This window comes from Streptomyces ambofaciens ATCC 23877, from assembly GCF_001267885.1.
GTDB lineage: Bacteria > Actinomycetota > Actinomycetes > Streptomycetales > Streptomycetaceae > Streptomyces > Streptomyces ambofaciens.
The window spans coordinates 493,950-509,603 of record NZ_CP012382.1; the positions used below are offsets into that span (position 1 = coordinate 493,950).

At 74.0% G+C, this 15,654-nt stretch carries 6 protein-coding genes; 2 read left to right on the top strand and 4 right to left on the bottom strand.

The features are described 5' to 3' along the window. Positions 1 to 44: 44 nt before the first annotated feature. Genes SAM23877_RS02265 through SAM23877_RS02280 form a run of 4 tightly spaced genes read right to left on the bottom strand, consistent with a single transcriptional unit; the run spans position 45 to position 12,646 of the window. Complete coding sequence (locus SAM23877_RS02265) at positions 45 to 6,044, bottom strand: hypothetical protein (RefSeq protein ID WP_053126362.1); 6,000 nt, start codon at positions 6,042 to 6,044, stop codon at positions 45 to 47. Positions 6,045 to 6,072: 28 nt separating this feature from the next. Next, the gene (locus SAM23877_RS02270) at positions 6,073 to 8,604 is read right to left on the bottom strand and encodes a hypothetical protein (protein WP_053126364.1); all 2,532 of its coding nucleotides are present in this window, start codon (positions 8,602 to 8,604) and stop codon (positions 6,073 to 6,075) included. 55 nt (positions 8,605 to 8,659) lie between these two features. Beyond that, on the bottom strand, positions 8,660 to 11,566 hold the full coding sequence (locus tag SAM23877_RS02275) for a DUF6603 domain-containing protein (protein ID WP_053126366.1): 2,907 nt from the start codon (positions 11,564 to 11,566) through the stop codon (positions 8,660 to 8,662). A 6-nt stretch (positions 11,567 to 11,572) separates the two neighbouring features. Further along, the gene (locus SAM23877_RS02280) at positions 11,573 to 12,646 is read right to left on the bottom strand and encodes a WD40 repeat domain-containing protein (RefSeq protein WP_053126368.1); all 1,074 of its coding nucleotides are present in this window, start codon (positions 12,644 to 12,646) and stop codon (positions 11,573 to 11,575) included. A 549-nt stretch (positions 12,647 to 13,195) separates the two neighbouring features. Between SAM23877_RS02280 and SAM23877_RS02285 the strand changes: the two genes are divergently transcribed. Further along, positions 13,196 to 15,142 (top strand): phospholipase D-like domain-containing protein, encoded by a 1,947-nt coding sequence (locus SAM23877_RS02285; RefSeq protein ID WP_053126370.1) that lies wholly within the window; start codon positions 13,196 to 13,198, stop codon positions 15,140 to 15,142. Positions 15,143 to 15,202: 60 nt separating this feature from the next. Beyond that, positions 15,203 to 15,577, top strand: a complete 375-nt coding sequence (locus SAM23877_RS02290; RefSeq protein ID WP_053126372.1) for an antibiotic biosynthesis monooxygenase family protein — start codon at positions 15,203 to 15,205, stop codon at positions 15,575 to 15,577. Positions 15,578 to 15,654: the final 77 nt, after the last annotated feature.

A 15,654-nucleotide genomic window follows, 5' to 3' on the forward strand; every position in this document is an offset into this window, starting at 1 on the left:
GGCCCGCCCCGGTCACCGTGTCGTGGTGGGCGCCTCGGGCACCCTCACGGCCACGGGTCCGTGGGCCGCACCGTGTCGAAGGCGAGTCCGCTGGAGCTCTCCCCCGTGCCGGGGGTCTTCTCCCTGCGGATCCAGCTGTGCCACGAGCCGTCCCACCAGCGGGCCAGCACCGGCCGGCGGACGACCTGCACCCCGTCGCGCGGCACCTCCTCCTCGTGCACCCACAGGTCGGGCGTGATCAGCCGGCCCCCGGGGGGAGCATCCCGGCCCGGGCCGGTGAGCGGGGCGAGCTTGAATCGGATCCGCTCGGTGGAGACCGCCTCCGGAACGAGCGGGAACCAGTAGTCCGGAACGATGCTCTGCACGGCGTACACGGGGAGTTCCCCGGCCACCGCCGGCTCGGGCGGCCGGGCGCGCGCCCAGCGGTCCCGGCGGTCGACCTGCTCGCCACGGCCGTCGGTGCAGTGGTGCTGCACGGCCCACGCCAGGTTGGCCAGTTCGTCGCGGGCCAGCATCACACGCTCCAGCGGCTGCCCCGCCTGGCCGCGTTCGGTGGGCAGCATCAGCAGCCCCGACGTCGCGGGGTGGTCCGGGTCCGGACCGGTCAGGTTGAACATCGACCACCTGGGGTCGTCCCGGCCCGCGCGCCGTACCAGGTGGTGGCGCCCGAAGACGTCCCGTACCAGCAGTTGGTCGAGCACGGTCAGGGAAGCGGTGGGCACTTCCAGCGGGACCAGGAACCAGTCGTTGCCGAAGACCGTGGCGAACGAGATCAGCAGCAGCCGGCCGGTGTCGAGCGTGGACACGTCCGCCGCCCCCAGGTCGACGCGGGCGTCCTCCATCTCCCAGAACCGGTCGGCGGGCAGCCCGCCGTAGCGCACCGTCGAGGGGAGGCTCTCCTCGGTGAAGGAGAGGCGCTGCCCCGGCGGCGCCCCCACCGCGTCGGGGTCCGGGTGCACGTCCAGGGAGTACCAGTCGAGGCCGTCGCCGTGGTACTCCGCGGCGCGCAGCACCGTCCCGCCGGCGGACAGTTCGGCGGCGTACTCGAAGCGGTTGGGGTCGAAGCAGTCGGGGCCGTGCTCGCTCTGCCGGCCGGACCACCAGGTCCGCCATGCGGCGAGCACCTCGCCGAACCGCGGGTCCGGTCCGCTGTCGATGGTCCCCGCGTCGAGGGCCGCCGCCACCGCCACCGCGTCGGGGGTCCGTCCGGCGAGCAGACCGACCAGGCTCGCGTCCGCTTCCTCGGTCCGCAGCAGATGGGGGGCCAGCGCCGTGAGGACCGTGGCGGGCAGGGCGGCCTCGTGGCACATCCTCAGCAGTGCGGCGCCTCCTTCGGCACGGAGCCGCTCGTCGGGCAGTACCGGCTCGTCCTCGATCACGGTGTCCAGCGGGCCGAGGCGCGGGTCGTAGGGCACCCATTCGGCGGCTTCGGCCGGCCGCCAGGCGTCGATGGGAGTGCTGCCACCGGTCATCCGGACCACCGCCGGGGAGCCCGCGTCCTGGGCGGCGAACTCCCCGAACTGCCACTGCCGGGTGAGGAGCCACAGCGGGTCGTGCACCCGGGCGGCCAGCCCCGCCTCGACCTCGGGGGTGCGGTGCGTGGTCTCCAGCCGGAAGGGCCCCTGGGGGTCGGTGTTCCGCCTCTTGGTCTCGACCCTGGACAGCGCCGTGCCGGTCGCGCCCTGCTGGGAGATGCTGATCGCCGGGAGGAGGTCGTCGAGTCGTCTCAGGTCGTCGCGGTCGACGGCGCGCAACTTGGCCAGGTCGAGGGTCTCGCGCACCACCTGCACCAGGGCGTCGGCGGTCCATCCGCGGCCGAGGTCCGGGGGTACCGCGACGAGCACGCTGTGCGGGGCCTTGGCGTCCGGGCGGTCGTAGTGGAAGGCGACTCCGGTGAGTTCGGTCTGCGGAGCAGGTTCGGGCGTCCGCGCGGGCTGTTCGGCGCCGGGCAGGAGCTCGATCCACTCATCGAGGACGACACCGGTGACCTCCGCGTCCGGCAGGAGGTCGGCGGGTGCGTGCCAGACCAGGTGGGTCGTCGCGGGCGGGCGCTGTCCGGCCGGGAAGGTGCCGCCGATCCAGGAGTCGCCGCCGACGGTCGGATGCTGGGCCGCACGCAGGCGTTCGGCTCGTCCGGCCCGCGCTCCGGCCAGCAGCAGGGTCTCGTGCAGGGCGCGTACCGCCGGGCGGACGGCCGCGTTGCGTCTGAGCCAGTCCTCGATCGCGGCTCCGGACAGGTCACCGCGGCCCGGGGGCGGCGGTGTCGGCACGCTGAGGGCGGGCAGGAGCGGCAGGTCCGCGCCGAGCACGTCGGCCAGGGCCGTTCTGGCCCGCGAGAGCCACGCGTCGCTCGTGTCCGGGGTGACCTGCTGCGTGGCCAGGTCGCGCAGTTGCGCGGTGGCGGGGTGGTCGACGGCCTGCGGGCTGTCGGCGAAGGCGGCGAGCCGTGCCCGCAGGGCGGTCGGGTCGGCCGACCGCCCGGCCGGTTCCTCGGGCAGATGGGCGGGCAGCAGTGGCTGGGCGGTGGACAGCAGCGTCCTGATCCGGGTCGCCACGCCGTGCAGCGCGCTCCAGCCGGGCCCGGAGAAGACGACCGGTGTGTCCGCCGCCACGCCCTTGGCCCCGCGCACCGCTCGGTACAGTCCGGCCGGTTCGACGGCCGCCGCGTCCAGGACCGCGCTCAGCGCGCTCAACCCCAGTCCGTCGGCGCCGAGTTCGAACTCCCCGTCGCCCAGCCGGCCGCCGAGCACCCAGCCCGCCGCCGGACCGAGCAGATGGGCGACCCAGCTCTCCAGCGCGGGTTGCAGGTCGGCCACCGGATCGCTCGGCCAGCCGGTCGGTCCGGTGGGCCCGGCGGGCAGCAACACGGCCGTACGGTGCGTCAGGGCGCGTGCCCGGTGCGGAGTGCGCAGCACCCGGAAGGTGTCGGGTACGTCTTCGCCGCGGCCGAGGGTGTCGGCGGTCAGGCCCGCACGGATCGGGTTGCCGCCGACGAGTTGGTGGACGCTCTCGGCCAGCACCAGGTCGCCCACCGCGTCGAGCGCGTCGGCGAGGTCCTCCAGCAGCGGTGTCACCGCCGCCCGGTCCGGGTCCGCCCGGACCAGCGCTTCCCCGTCGATCACGCTGGGCCGGTCGCAGGCGGCCGTCCCGGCCCGCGCCAGGGCCATGCCGTCGACGACGTTGCGCGCGGAGATCGCCTCGGCGCTGCGTTCCCACAGGTCGGCGTCGGGTTCCGGCGCCTGGGTCTCGGGCACCACGGGGAGGGGGAACTGGCGGCGGAACCGCTCGACGAGGTGGTCCAGTTCGGCATCGTGCAAGGCCCGTTCGAAGCGGTAGCCGAGCAACGGCCCGAGGGTCTGGCCCTGGCGTACGCCGCCCAGCAGCCAGCGGGCGACCCGGGCGCGGCGGGAGGTGAGGTCGACGGCGTAGCTCTGCTCGTCGGGGTTGCCCAGGAAGCCGGAGCGCAGGACGGCCGCCGTGGCCGCGTGCTGGAGCGACGGGGCGTGGATGTAGCCGTCCTCGGCCGACACCTCGATGGGGGTGTCCACGTCGTCCAGGACGATGTCGAGCTGTTCCCTCTCCCGCGGTGGGCCCAGGTTCTCCACCCACCCGTACGCCCCGATCCGGGTGCCGTCGACGCCACCCGCCCTCAGGTCGTCCAGCCGGGCCGACGCCAGGGAGGTGATCCAGGCGTCCAGCCGGTGCTCATGGACGTCGACGACCTCCATGAGCAGCTCGGGAAGACGGGTCACGGGCACGGTCGCGAGGGTCCGCAGCGCCTCCTCGAAGCGGGGCAGCGCGGTCGCGGCTCGCCGGGCGGCCTCGAGGCGTGCCGTGCGGTCCTGGTCGTTCGGACCTTCCAGCGCGTCGGCCACCAGTTGGTCCACCTCGCCGGTCACGGCCAGCGCCTGGCGCAGCGGATCGTCCGTGTTCTCGTCGAAGTCGCCGTGGAAGGTCGACCAGTTGGGCAGGAACAGGAGGGCGTCGAGGAGTCCGCGGCCGTCCGGTTCCGGGTCCGGTTCGGTGTCCGGTTCGGTGTCCGGCGCGATCTCGCCCGGTGGCTCTCCGCCGTCGGGCGGCTGCTCCCCGACCGGCGGCTGCTCCCCGGCCGGTGGTTCGCCCTCGGCGCCGGGCTCGGCCTCCGGGGAGGGCAGGTCGAAGAAGGTGCTGCGCCGGGGCGGCGTCTCCCGGCCCGTGGACAGCTCCACCGGCCACGCGAGGTCGTACGCCTGCGCGTCCAGCTCGCCCGCCAGGAAGGCCCGGACGGCGCCGAGGTAGTCCGCGGTCGCGGTGGCCCGGGCCGGGAAGGCCTCCGGGTCCGGGGCGATCCGGTCGACGAACGCCGGGACGCCGGTCTTCTCGTCCAGGCCCCAGCCGAAGAAGGTCGTCCCGTCGCCGCTCGTGGTCCAGCGCAGCGCCCCCTCGGGCGGCATCCCGGGCAGACCCGTGCGGGCCGGGGGCTCGTCGCGCTCGGTGCTCGGCACGGCGAACCGTGGCCCGTTCATCCGACGCATGGCCAGACCGGTCGCCACCGGCAGCCGCTGCAGCGCCTCCACCGCGACCTGGTCCGCCGGCTCGCCCGGCCGGATCCTGGGGACGGGGTCGATGGCGCTCTCGTCGTCCAGCACCCTGCGCCAGCACTCCCGCAGCCGCCGCAGCCACGGTGTGAGCAGCGCGCCCGCGTCGTCGACGCGCTCGGCGCGCCAGTCGTCGAGCGCGGTGACGGGCAGGACTCCGTACGGCTGGCGGCCGACCCGCAGCATGGGCAGCGGACCGCGGCTGCGGACCTGCCGGGCGAGATGGTCGCGGACGGCGCGCCAGGGTCCTTCGGGAGCGAAGGCGGTCCCCTCCTTGGTGCCCAGGTCGAGCGTGGTCAGCGCGGCCTCGGCGAAGCCCTTGCCGAGGGTGGGCCAGGTGAGCATGGTGAGGGCCGCCACGGCCGCGGAGTCGCCGTCGGCCGCGCCTGAACAGCCACGGAGGAAGCCCGCGTCGGGAAGACCGAGTGCCTCGGCCAGCGCGTCCGCGACGGGCCGCTCCCCCGCCTCCGGGTCGGGGTCGGGCCCCGGAAAGGCGGGTGCCGAGGACCAGCCGGAGCGAGTGCGGGGCGTGTTGTTGGTGGAGGTGCCCGGGGGCAGCAGACCGAGCCCGCCGCCGAAGCGGTGCCCGCGCAGCAGCTCGCCCAGCAGCGCCGCGCCGTCCGCCGGAGGGTCCTCACGCACACCGACGACGAGCAGTTGGTCCAGGTGCTCCGTGCTCTCGGGCGGGAAGACCAGCTCGATGCCCATGCCGGCCTTCACGGCTTCGAACCAGTCGGTCTCCCAGCCCTCCTCCTCGCCCCGCAACAGGCCCACGGGCAGCGGGTCGGGCACCGGACGGCCGGGCTTGTCCACCACCACCTGGCCGTCGCGCAGGCCGAGGAAGCGCCACCGCTTCGGCATCCGCACCCCGCGACCGCGGCGCTCCAGCGGTTCCTCGGGGCGCACCACGGGCGGCGGAGCCCCCGGGCGGCAGGCGTGGACCGTCCAGGACGCCCGGGCGGGCCGCAGCCCGGTCAGCACCTTCTGCCAGGCTTCCGGGCCCGGGTTCTGCCAGTAGGCGCTTCCCGCCTGCGCCTCGGCGGGGGTCAGGGCGGGCTCGAACCCGGAGAGCTGGATGTCGTCCGGGTACACCCGCACCCGCAGGGTCCGCGGCTCCCACCAGATGGTCTCCAGCCGTACCGGAAGCAGGGCGATCGGTGCGGTGTTGTCGTCGGGGAACAGCGCCTCCCCCTCGCTCAGGGCCAGCCTCAGCTCCTCCTCGGCCTCGGCGGCCAGGCCGTTCAGCTGCTGGGCACTGCTCTGCAGCTGTGGCAGTGCGGCCTCGGCCTGGGCGAGCAGAACGGCGGAGGGGATCGTGTCGGGAAGGTTGGGATCGGGGAGGCCCGCCGCGATGTGGGCCCGTAGGCGCAGGACCACGGCCGACTGCTCGTCGGCGAGCGCCTGAGCGGCGTCCGCTTCGGTGTGTGCCCGGTCCGCCTGTGCGCGGGCTGCGAACGCGTCGGTCATGTCGGGGCTCCTGTCCTCGTGACGGAGGTCAGCCGCCCAGCAGCCTGGAGGCCCGGAAGGCCAGCTGGAACGGCTGCTGGAAGGCGATGCGCGCCATGTCGGCCGCGTCCGCGGCCCACACGGCGGAGCCGTCCGGGGCCGGGCTGGGCGCGGTCGGGGCGGGGTCCAGCACGACGCTTCCTCGGACGTCCACGCCAAGGCCTTCCCACGTGAGGTCGGACCAGTTCTCCATGGCGAGGGGCGGGGGTCCGGTGTCGAAGCCGAACCGGGTGCCTTGCATCGGTTCACGGAACACGAAGAACCAGTCCTCGGTCCGGGCCCGTTCCTCGTCCAGGCCGGCGAACAGATACAGCACGGTGGACTCGTCCAACACCATCGGGGTGGCCGCCACCCCGTCGAACGCGGGCGGCAGCCTGCCGTCCACCCCCGCTACGGCGACCAGGGAGGTGCCGGGGAAGCGGCTCAACAGCGTGCCGCGCACGAGCAGCGCCAGGTCACCCTCGCGACCGGTGTGCAGCCGGCTGCCCAACGGGGCGTCGGTCGGCCACAGCGCGATCTCCTCGACGTCCGCGTCGTCGCTGGGCCAGAACCTGGCGAACGGGGTGCCGCGCTGGTCGGTGGGGAACTCCCGCCAGAGCAGTTCCCGGTTGAACTCGTGGTTGAGTCCGACCAGCAGCGCGGCGATGAACTCGGGGTTGGTCTCCACCAGGGTCACCGAGTCGGGGGGCAGGGACTCGATGCCCGGGAGGGCCCATTCGGGCCAGCGGGAGAGCAGTTCCGTGGCGATCGGTACGGTGAACCTCGGGTGGGTCATGATCGGCCGCAGCGGCCGCGAGGCGTCCTCGGTGCGCTGCGCCCAGAAGTCGCCGGGGACACGGTCGGCCATGCGCAGGACCTGGAGGCGGGTGGGGCTCAGCCGGTCGCGCAGTTCCGTCGGCAGGCCGGGGCTGCCGGGCGCTTCATCGACGGTGGCTCCCATGGTCCGCAGGCTCTGCACCAGGACCGGTTCGGCAGGTGCGCTCTCCCCGTCGGTGCCGCGGTGGGCGCGGCGGGACAGGGCTCCGTTGGCACGGGTCAGCCGGCTGAAGGACGTACTGGCCGCTCCGGTCGGCACTTCGTCGGCCGAGGCCAGCATGGTGGCCAGCGTGGTGGCGTCGGCGTCCGGCCGGACGGCGGACACGGTCACGCGCTCACCGACCGGCGCCAGCAGGGTGACCAGGTCGGCCAGGCCGAGCGGGCCGAGGTGCTTCTCCTTGGCCCGCTCGGCCGCGGCAGCGGCCAGCTCCCCCGTGGCCAGCAACCGGTTCGCCTGCCGGATCTCGCCCGCCTGCTCCCAGGCCCGGGCCATCAGGAACTCCTGCTCCAGTTGCACGTAGCGGGCGCCGAGTGCGGCGGCCACCCTGCGGCGGACCTCCAGATTGAGTGTGGCCATCCAGCTGTCCGGTGCGGCGGGCACGGTCTGCTCACCGGTGTGGTGGCTGCCGTACAGCGGCGGTCCCACGGCGGCGGCCCGTCGGTCCTCGGCGGCGCCGTCCGGTTCCCCCGCCGGTTCCGGGGCCGGCTCGCGGAGGCCGGCCGGTGCGTTCAGACGTTGCGCGAGCAGGTTCCGGTAGCGCTCCTGGGCGGCGGGGTCGGTCCAGGTCTCGGGCACCGTCGTGCCCGGCGGCCGGAGGGCTCCGTCCATGGCGAGGGTGGCGGGCCCCAGGGAGGGCTCGGCCGGCCAGGGGCGGCCGACGTCGAGGACGCGGCTGCCGAGGCCGGCCTCGGCCGCGGGCCGGAACTCCAGTCGGCGTGCCAGCGCCTCGAAGGTGCCCTCCTTTGCCGTACGGAAGGTCCACCAGTGGTAGACGGGCAGGTCGACGGTACCCGTTCCGGCGACGGGCCAGGCGTCGTCCGTGGCCGCTCCGACGGACGCCGCGCGCAGGCCCACGTCCCGCCCGGCGGCGGTGGCGGGCACGACCGCGGCGATCCAGCCGCGGTCGGGGGCGAGCCGGCGCGGGCACAGCAGCCGTGCGACGACGCCTGGGGAGTGGTCGCGCGCGCCCTGTTCGACGAGTCGCCTCGCGCTCTCCGCCTCGGTGACGGTGTCCGGCAGACGCGCTTCGACGTGGGCCCAGGCCCACCGCTCGGTGAGCCGGGGCAGTGCGGCGACCGGAGCGGTGAGCACGGGCAGCGGGTGCGCGGGTCGCGGTGGGGCCGCCTCGTCGTCGGCCAGCACGATCAGCGTCATCCAGGGCTGCGGTGTGAGCGGGAGGTGCGCCGGTGCCATGGCCGGGGACAGCAGCCAGGGCAGGTCGGCGTGTGCCAGCTCGACCCCGGCCAGCAGGTTCTCGGGGGCGTCGGGCGTCCCGGCGCGCGGCTCCTCCCGCAGGACCGTGGCGCGGTCGAAGCCGAGCACGTCCCCCGGCCCGACCAACGCGAGCTCCGGCCCCTGCACCGACGGCTCCTCGTGGCGGCCCTCGATGTCACGACCGAACCGCACCGAGGTCCGCAGCGCCTGTCCGGTGGCCGAGGCGCCGGCGCCGATCCGCGCCCAGGAGAAGAACCATCGCGTGCTCATGCGTCGCTCCCGACGGGAGAGGGGGCCGGTGGTGTGCGTGCGCCGTCCCGGGTGCTCATCGGTGTTCCCAGGTCTCGACGAACCGCGCGGGTCGCGCGGCTCCGGTGCGGGCCGCCTCCCAGGGGTCCTCGGTGGCGTCGACCGGGCTGAAGTCGTCGAGCAGCGGCTCCAGGGTGTCGGCGGCGACCATGCTCAGCGTCGCCGGACGCACCGTGACGGCCACTTCGGGGGTGCGCCACCTCTCCAGCCGCTCGGAGGCGCTGACGGCCAGGGTGGCTTCGCACGGGAAGAGGCCGGGCCAGAGCGAGGACTCCCGATCTCGCGACGGTTCGTACTTGGTCTCGTAACCGTCGTCGACGCGGTGCCCCTCACCGGTGCGGCTTCCGTCGGTGCGTGCCCGCAGTCCGCCGGCGTGGCCGACGAAGGCGGGCTCGGTGAGCTGCTGGTCCTCGGTGAGGTCGAAGAACTCGCCGGGCACGAAGCGCTCGGGCAGAGAACGGGCCCCGTCCGCGGCCTGGGGCTCGCCGAAGGTCACTTCCTTGATCGTCCAGGTCTGCCCCGGCACCGGCCGCCGCTCGAAGCGGGAGATCGGCACGCCCAGCGGCACGACCTTCTGGGTGACGCGGAGTGTGGCGTCGGGGTGCACCAGGCTCCCCTGGTTCAGTTTCTCGGTCGCCGCGGGGGTGAAGACCAGGGCGGTGCGTTCGGCGGCCGGCCGCTCCGCCGCCCAGGCCGTCGTCCGCCGCAGTGCTTCGGCCAGCACCGGAAGCGGTTCGCGTCCGCGGCGGTCCGAGACGGGCGGGGGCGATCCCCAGCGGATGTCGAAGTCCAGCTCGACGTCCCAGAACAGCACCGAGATGCTGCCGGTGCCGTAGGCGTGCCAGGGGGCCGGCCCCTCCAGGGTGAAGTCCAGTGCGACACCTGCCAGTCGGCGTCCGAACGCACGCACCGCGACACCGGCCCGCACCTGCACGGCGAAGGCGAACACCGGGTCGAAGACGAACAGGGCGTCGAGTCCGAGCCAGCCCGTCACACCGCAGCCCGCGATCGTCGCGTCCAGTTGCACCTGGCCACCGAACATCACCGCGTTGGAGGTGACGGCGAAGTAGGCCTCCATGCGCAGTCCGAAACCGTTGCCGGGGGCCAGGTCGATCTGGAGCCTGCTCAGCGGGGGCACCCCGGCGGGGCGGGTGTAGCGGGGGTGGAAGCCGCCGGCGGACAGGACGAACTCCGGCTGCCGCCCGCCGCGTACCAGGAGGTACATCTCGCCGCGCACGGCGAGGCCGACGATCCACGAGCCGGTCAGCGACACCAGCAGCTCCACCATGGGGACGGCCGGTTCGATGCGTCCGAGCACGCCGGCCTGGAGACGGACCATGGGCAGGGCCGGATCGGGCAGGCCGACCAGCAGACGTCCGAGCAGGATCGCGCGCGGTGGCGCGGGCAGTTCGAGGATGACCGCTCCGGACAGCGACACCATCCGGGCGCCCCAGGTGAGGCGGATCATCGGGCCGACCAGGATCCTCCCGGGGGCGACGGGGAACGCCGCGCCGAGGGAGCCGATGATCTCCTTGGCCCGCTCCACGGCGCGGTCGGGGAACAGCACGTGGTCGGCGTTGCCGTCGCACACCAGCTGTTGCAGGGCGGTGACTTCGACGCGCCGGTTGATGCCGACGAGTCCGCCGACCGCCTCCAGCGCGAATCCCAGACCGAGCTGGATGCCCGGCGGCGGGAACTGGGCGGCGAGCAGTACCAGGAAGCTCGTGGGGGCGTCCCCGTCCGGTGGCCGGAACAGGGCCATGGCCTGGAGGCGCAGTACGCCGAGGTCGATGTCGATCAATCCGCCGTAGCTGTGGTCCTCGTTGCGGCGCACCATGCCGCCGCCCGACACCGGCGGCACCTTGAGTTCCGTTCCGATGGCGTCCGGGAACCGGGGGCGGGGGTCGCTCCCGTCGAGGCCCGGCCGAGTCCCCGAGGACAGCGCCACCGGCAGCTCGATGCCGGCGCCGTCCATGAAGACCTTCAGAGGCAGCCCCGGCAGCCCCGCGGTCGCCGACACGGACACGCCCACGCGGGTGCCGTCCCCGTCCGAGATCAGCTCCAGCGCGGCGTCCCGGGTGGAGACGTGCGGCGCGTTCAACCGCAGGGGGAGGGGGACGCGCAGGGTGCCCGTGCCGGTGAACCGCAGTCCGGCCGGCCGGTCCGCCCGGAGGGTGACGTCGACCGGTCGGGCGCCGCCGCCCGCCGGGCCCGCCCCACCGCCCCCGACCAGCTGGGCCAGCGCCTTCGGCAGGACGGCGGCGGTGAGGCCGCGCAGCTCGATCTCGACGGCGGCGGCGGTGTCGGGTGCGGCGGTCACGGCCAGGGCGATGCCCTCGACGCCGATTCCCGGGCCGTCGGTCATGCCGGCGGCCAGCCTTCCGGTGCGCTGCACCTTGATCGTCGCGGTGCCCCGTGTTGCCGCCGGTTGCAGCCCGGGGCCGAAGGCCACGTCCCAGCCCTTCGGGTCCGCGGCGTCCGTCTCGATGTCCGCTGTCGCGCTCCACGGCTGCGGCGCCGTGGCGGCCAGGGTCAGCAGGGCTCCCGGGGTGACGACCAGGTCGAACACGGGCCCCTCCGGCGTCACCCCCAGGACGGCCCGTCCGGCCGCGGGTCCGGACGGGTCGGTCAGCACCAGGGCCACCCCGAGCGGGGCGCCCGGCGCCCGACGCCATCCGTGCAGGCGCAGCGGCACCGATGAGTCGGCGGCCAGGTCCCCGATCATCTCCCGTACGAGTTCCACCAGTGAGTCGCCCGCGGGGAGCCGGTCGTGCACGGCGAGCAGCCGGCCGGCGAGCACGGTGCCCGCGGCCGAGGGATCCTCACCGAGCTCGGGCAGTTGCCGGACCAGGCCGTCCACCGCGCCCTGCACCAGGGTGCGCAGCTGACGGGCTACGTCGTCGAGGAGCTGATGCGGGTCCATGCCGCCTCATCCTTGCGTGGAGTTGGACTCACCGTTGTCGAGCACCAGCGCGCGGGCGAAGCAACCGACGCCGAGCCAGCGGCCGTCGGGGCTGAACTCCAGGGTGAGCACCTCGTCGGTGGGCGCGGCGTAGAGTTCCTGGCCCGTGAGGCCGAACAGGCGGACGACGTTGTCGATGGAGGCGCTGGCCGCCAGCTTTCCGTTGGGGCTGAACGCCACGTGGGTGACGGCGCCCAGGCCCGGATCGGGCGCCCCGGGCTGCAGCTTGGGCGCGCGGCACTTCTCGACCCCGGTCGCGGCGTCCAGGACCCGGGCGAAGCCGTCGGCACCGCCGACCACCGTCCAGCGGCCCTTCGGGTCATAGGCGAGGCAGTTCGGGGCGGTGATCTGCTCGTCGGTCTCCTCCGGAAGGGGCCACACCTGCCCGCCGCCGACCGACTCGAACATCCGGGTGGTGTCGTCGGCGGCGCAGCAGAGCACCGTGTCCGCGTCGGGGCTGAAGGCGACCGCGTGGACGGCGTCGTCCGGGGTCAGCTTCCCGAGGACCTCGCCGGTGGCCAGTTCCACCACTCGTGCGTCTCCGGTGAACTGGTGGTTCCCGCCGTGGCGGTGGTCGACGGCCAGCGCGACCCGGGTGCCGTCCCCGCTCACGTCCACGTCGGCGATCAGCGGCGGGTCGACGGTGACGCGCCGGGTGATCGCGCCGGTGGCAGGGTCCAGTACGGCGACGAGGACGTCGGTGGTGGCGATGATCTGTCCGTCGCCCGCGAACCGCACGGCGTTCACGGAGTTCCCCGGATCGAGCGGGCCCTGCCAGATGGCCGCGCCGTCCGCTCCGTCACGCAACGACACCTGCTCGAAGTCGGCGACGACGAAGGTGCCGCCGTCGGGTCCGAAGGCGATGCCGGTCACGGACCCGCCGACGGGCACGTCCAGGTCCTCGCCGATGAGGACCGGCCGTACCCGCAGGGTGTTGTCGCTGCCGCCACTGGCGAAGCGGGTGCTGTCGGGGCTGAAGGCGATGGCCTGGACCGAGCCCTGGTGTTCGACGGAGCGGGCCACCGTTCCCGGCTCACTCATGGCAGGCTCCTTCCGAGGTCGACCGCGACTTCGGTGTCCTGAAGGACTTCGGTGTCCTGAAGCATCGGAAGGGGCTGCTCCGGCGCAACGGCGCCGGGCACTCGCGCTGCCCCGAAACCTCAAGGACGGGAGCGCGTCATCCGCGGGGTCCCGCTCGCGAGGGTTTCCGGATGCGTGTGATTGCTGCGACTCACCAACCTAGTCGAAGGCATCGACGCCCGCCACGCGGAGCCGGCGCGCAGAAGCACCGTCCGCACCCGAGGCAGGGGCTCCGGCCGACGAGCCCGCGGAAGGCCGGGAGCACGTACCTGACGCAACGTCATACGTGGTCGGTGGGCGGGGAGAAGACCCGAGGACGCGACGGCGGTCAGGTGCTCCGGCCCCGCGTGGCACGGTCGCCGCGGAGGTGCGACCATGGAGGGGTGCCGACCCGTGGGCCGCGCAGTCATGTCAGCCGCCCTCGACCGGTCCCCCACTCCCGGCGTCCGCTGGTGCTCGCCGACCCGGGAAGCCGCTCCAGGCATCGTGCCTCGGTGAAGGAGTTCCGGCATGCTCACCTCCGCGCTCTTCGCCGGCGATCCACTGCTCGAAGCCGTCGCTCAGGACCAGGACCGGATCTCACGCTCCCGGCACCGGACCGACCCGGCCGTGCGGAAGGTGCAGACCGCCCTGCTCGACCGGGACCCGCACTGCCTCCCCGTGTTCGGCGCGGACGGCGACTACGGGGACGAGACCGCCGGTGCGGTGGCCCGGTTCAAGATCGAGGTGCTCGGCGTCCCCCCGCCCGAGGTGATCGACGACGTCGGCCCCTTGACCGTCCTGAAGCTCGACGAGATGCGGGCGCGTGCCGAACAACCACCCGCCCCGTCCGTCGCCCCCGAGGACTGGCTGCTGACCGACCACGACATGGGCCCTTTCCGCGCCCCCGCCTTCACCCTGGACAACGTGGTCCTGTACTTCGTCGACGCCGAGGGGTACTACGACACGCTGGCCTCGCGGCTGGACGGCCTGCGGAGCGGGGACCAGGTGCTGTTCGCCGGCTGGCGGTTCTCGCCCGAGCAGGTGCTGCGCCCGGCGGTCGCGGGCTCCGCGGGCATCCTCGACCGGCTCCGCGGACTCCGGGCCCAGGGCGTCGTGGTCCGCGCGCTCCTGTACGGTTCGCACTTCTCCACGCTGCCGGTGCGCAGGCCCAGGGTCCCGACCCTGCCGTCCAAGGACAACTTCGACTTCCGCACCGGGCTGGTCGACGCCGGTGCGCAGGCGGTCCTCGACGCCCGGGTGGCGGACTTCGGCTCCCACCACCAGAAGTGTGCGGTGGTGCAAGGCGCCGCCGAGGGCCCGGCCGCGTTCGTCGGCGGGATCGACGTCTGTCTGGACCGGTGGGACAACGCCGCTCACGTCGACCCTCCCGTACGGCAGCGGGAACCCGACTTCCTGGGGCAGAAGATCTCGCTGCCCGGCTGGCACGACGTGCAGTGCGCGGTGTTCGGCCCCGCCGTCGGTCAGATCTGGCAGGCTCTGGTGCAGCGCTGGAACGACCCCACCCGGCCCAGCCGGGTCGACGGCGCACCCGTGCCGATCTCCCCGTCGGAGGCGCCCGGCCCGTCACCGATGTCCGGCACGCAGGCCGTGCAGGTGCTGCGCACCCTCACCTGCAAGGGGATCTACTCCTTCCTGCCGGGCGGCGAGTTCACCGTCACGGCCGCCTACCGCAAGGCCGTGCGCCGGGCGCGGCACTACATCTACGTCGAGGACCAGTACCTGTGGCCCTCGCCCCTGGTCGACGACCTGCGGGACGCCGCCGCCCGGGGCGTCCAGGTCGTCCTGGTCACCGCACGCGACTTCGACGCACCGGGGCTGGCCGACACCCACAAGGCGCTGCGGGCCGAGGCCCTCCGGCGCATCGCCTCGGTGGCGCCCGCGAACGTCCACTGCTTCCACCTGGAGCAGGCGGCGACCGCGCTGCAGGTCTACGTCCACGCGAAGCTGATGATCGTGGACGACCAGTACGTCGCCGCGGGTAGCGCCAACCTCAACTTCCGTTCCCACACCACGGATTCGGAGCTGCATCTCGGCGTCTTCGACACCGACCTCACCGACGGCACCATGGGCGGCGCCCCGCACCGGGTCGGCGTGTCCGTCCGCGCCCTGCGGACGCAGATCTGGGGCGAACACCTCAACGAGGACCCGTCGCTGCACGAGGACGCGCTGGCGGGCCTGGGCCGGATGCCCCCGGCCGGCGGCAAGACCGGTCACCTGGTCGGCTTTCCCGTGCCCTCGCAGGTCCCGGCCGTGGACTGGCGCGAGACGCTGCGGGAACTGCTGCGCTCGATCCAGCACATGGAGCACTGGCAGTTCCTGGCACCGGTGGTGCTCGGCCCCCTCGCGCCCGCCGTCCCGCTGGTCCCGGGCCTGGACCTCGGGACCGTCGCGGACCTGGTCCCCGACCCCGAAGGGTTCCTGCGCGGACTGCTCAATCCCCGTACCGTGTGCTGAGGGCGCCCGGGGCCCAGCAAGGTGTCCGCGCGTCGACGCCTCCCGGCTTACGGTGGCGTCATGACAAGTCACTCGGGGGACGTACCCGTCGGGCCGGTCGGCCCCTATGAACCGCCGTACTACGTAGCTGTCTTCACCACGGTGCGGACCCAGGAGCAGAGCGGCTACGGCGAGACCAACGCACGCATGGAAGAGCTCGTCAGGGACGTCCCCGGCTACCTGGGGATGGACCATGCGCAGACTCCCGGCGGGCTCGGCATCACCGTCGGATACTTCCGTGACGTCGAGGCCCTCACACGGTGGCGGACCAACGCCGAGCACCGCGCGGCGCAGCAGCGCGGGCGAGCCGAGTGGTACCGGAGCTACACGCTGCACGTGGCCAAGGTGGAACGGAGCAGTGGGTTCACGCGCGGGCAGGAGCCGACGACAGGCTGACCGAGCCCGTACCCGGCCCTGAAAGGCCGGGTACGGCGCGTGTGTCCGGCGTGACGCGGCCGGACCGGCCGGTGGAG

Excerpts from the sequence above, each read along its gene's own strand:
- SAM23877_RS02265 (WP_053126362.1), bottom strand. The coding sequence starts at position 6,044 with ATGACCGACGCGTTCGCAGCCCGCGCACAGGCGGACCGGGCACACACC.
- SAM23877_RS02270 (WP_053126364.1), bottom strand. The coding sequence starts at position 8,604 with ATGAGCACGCGATGGTTCTTCTCCTGGGCGCGGATCGGCGCCGGCGCC.
- SAM23877_RS02275 (WP_053126366.1), bottom strand. The coding sequence starts at position 11,566 with ATGGACCCGCATCAGCTCCTCGACGACGTAGCCCGTCAGCTGCGCACC.
- SAM23877_RS02280 (WP_053126368.1), bottom strand. The coding sequence starts at position 12,646 with ATGAGTGAGCCGGGAACGGTGGCCCGCTCCGTCGAACACCAGGGCTCG.
- SAM23877_RS02285 (WP_053126370.1), top strand. The coding sequence starts at position 13,196 with ATGCTCACCTCCGCGCTCTTCGCCGGCGATCCACTGCTCGAAGCCGTC.
- SAM23877_RS02290 (WP_053126372.1), top strand. The coding sequence starts at position 15,203 with ATGACAAGTCACTCGGGGGACGTACCCGTCGGGCCGGTCGGCCCCTAT.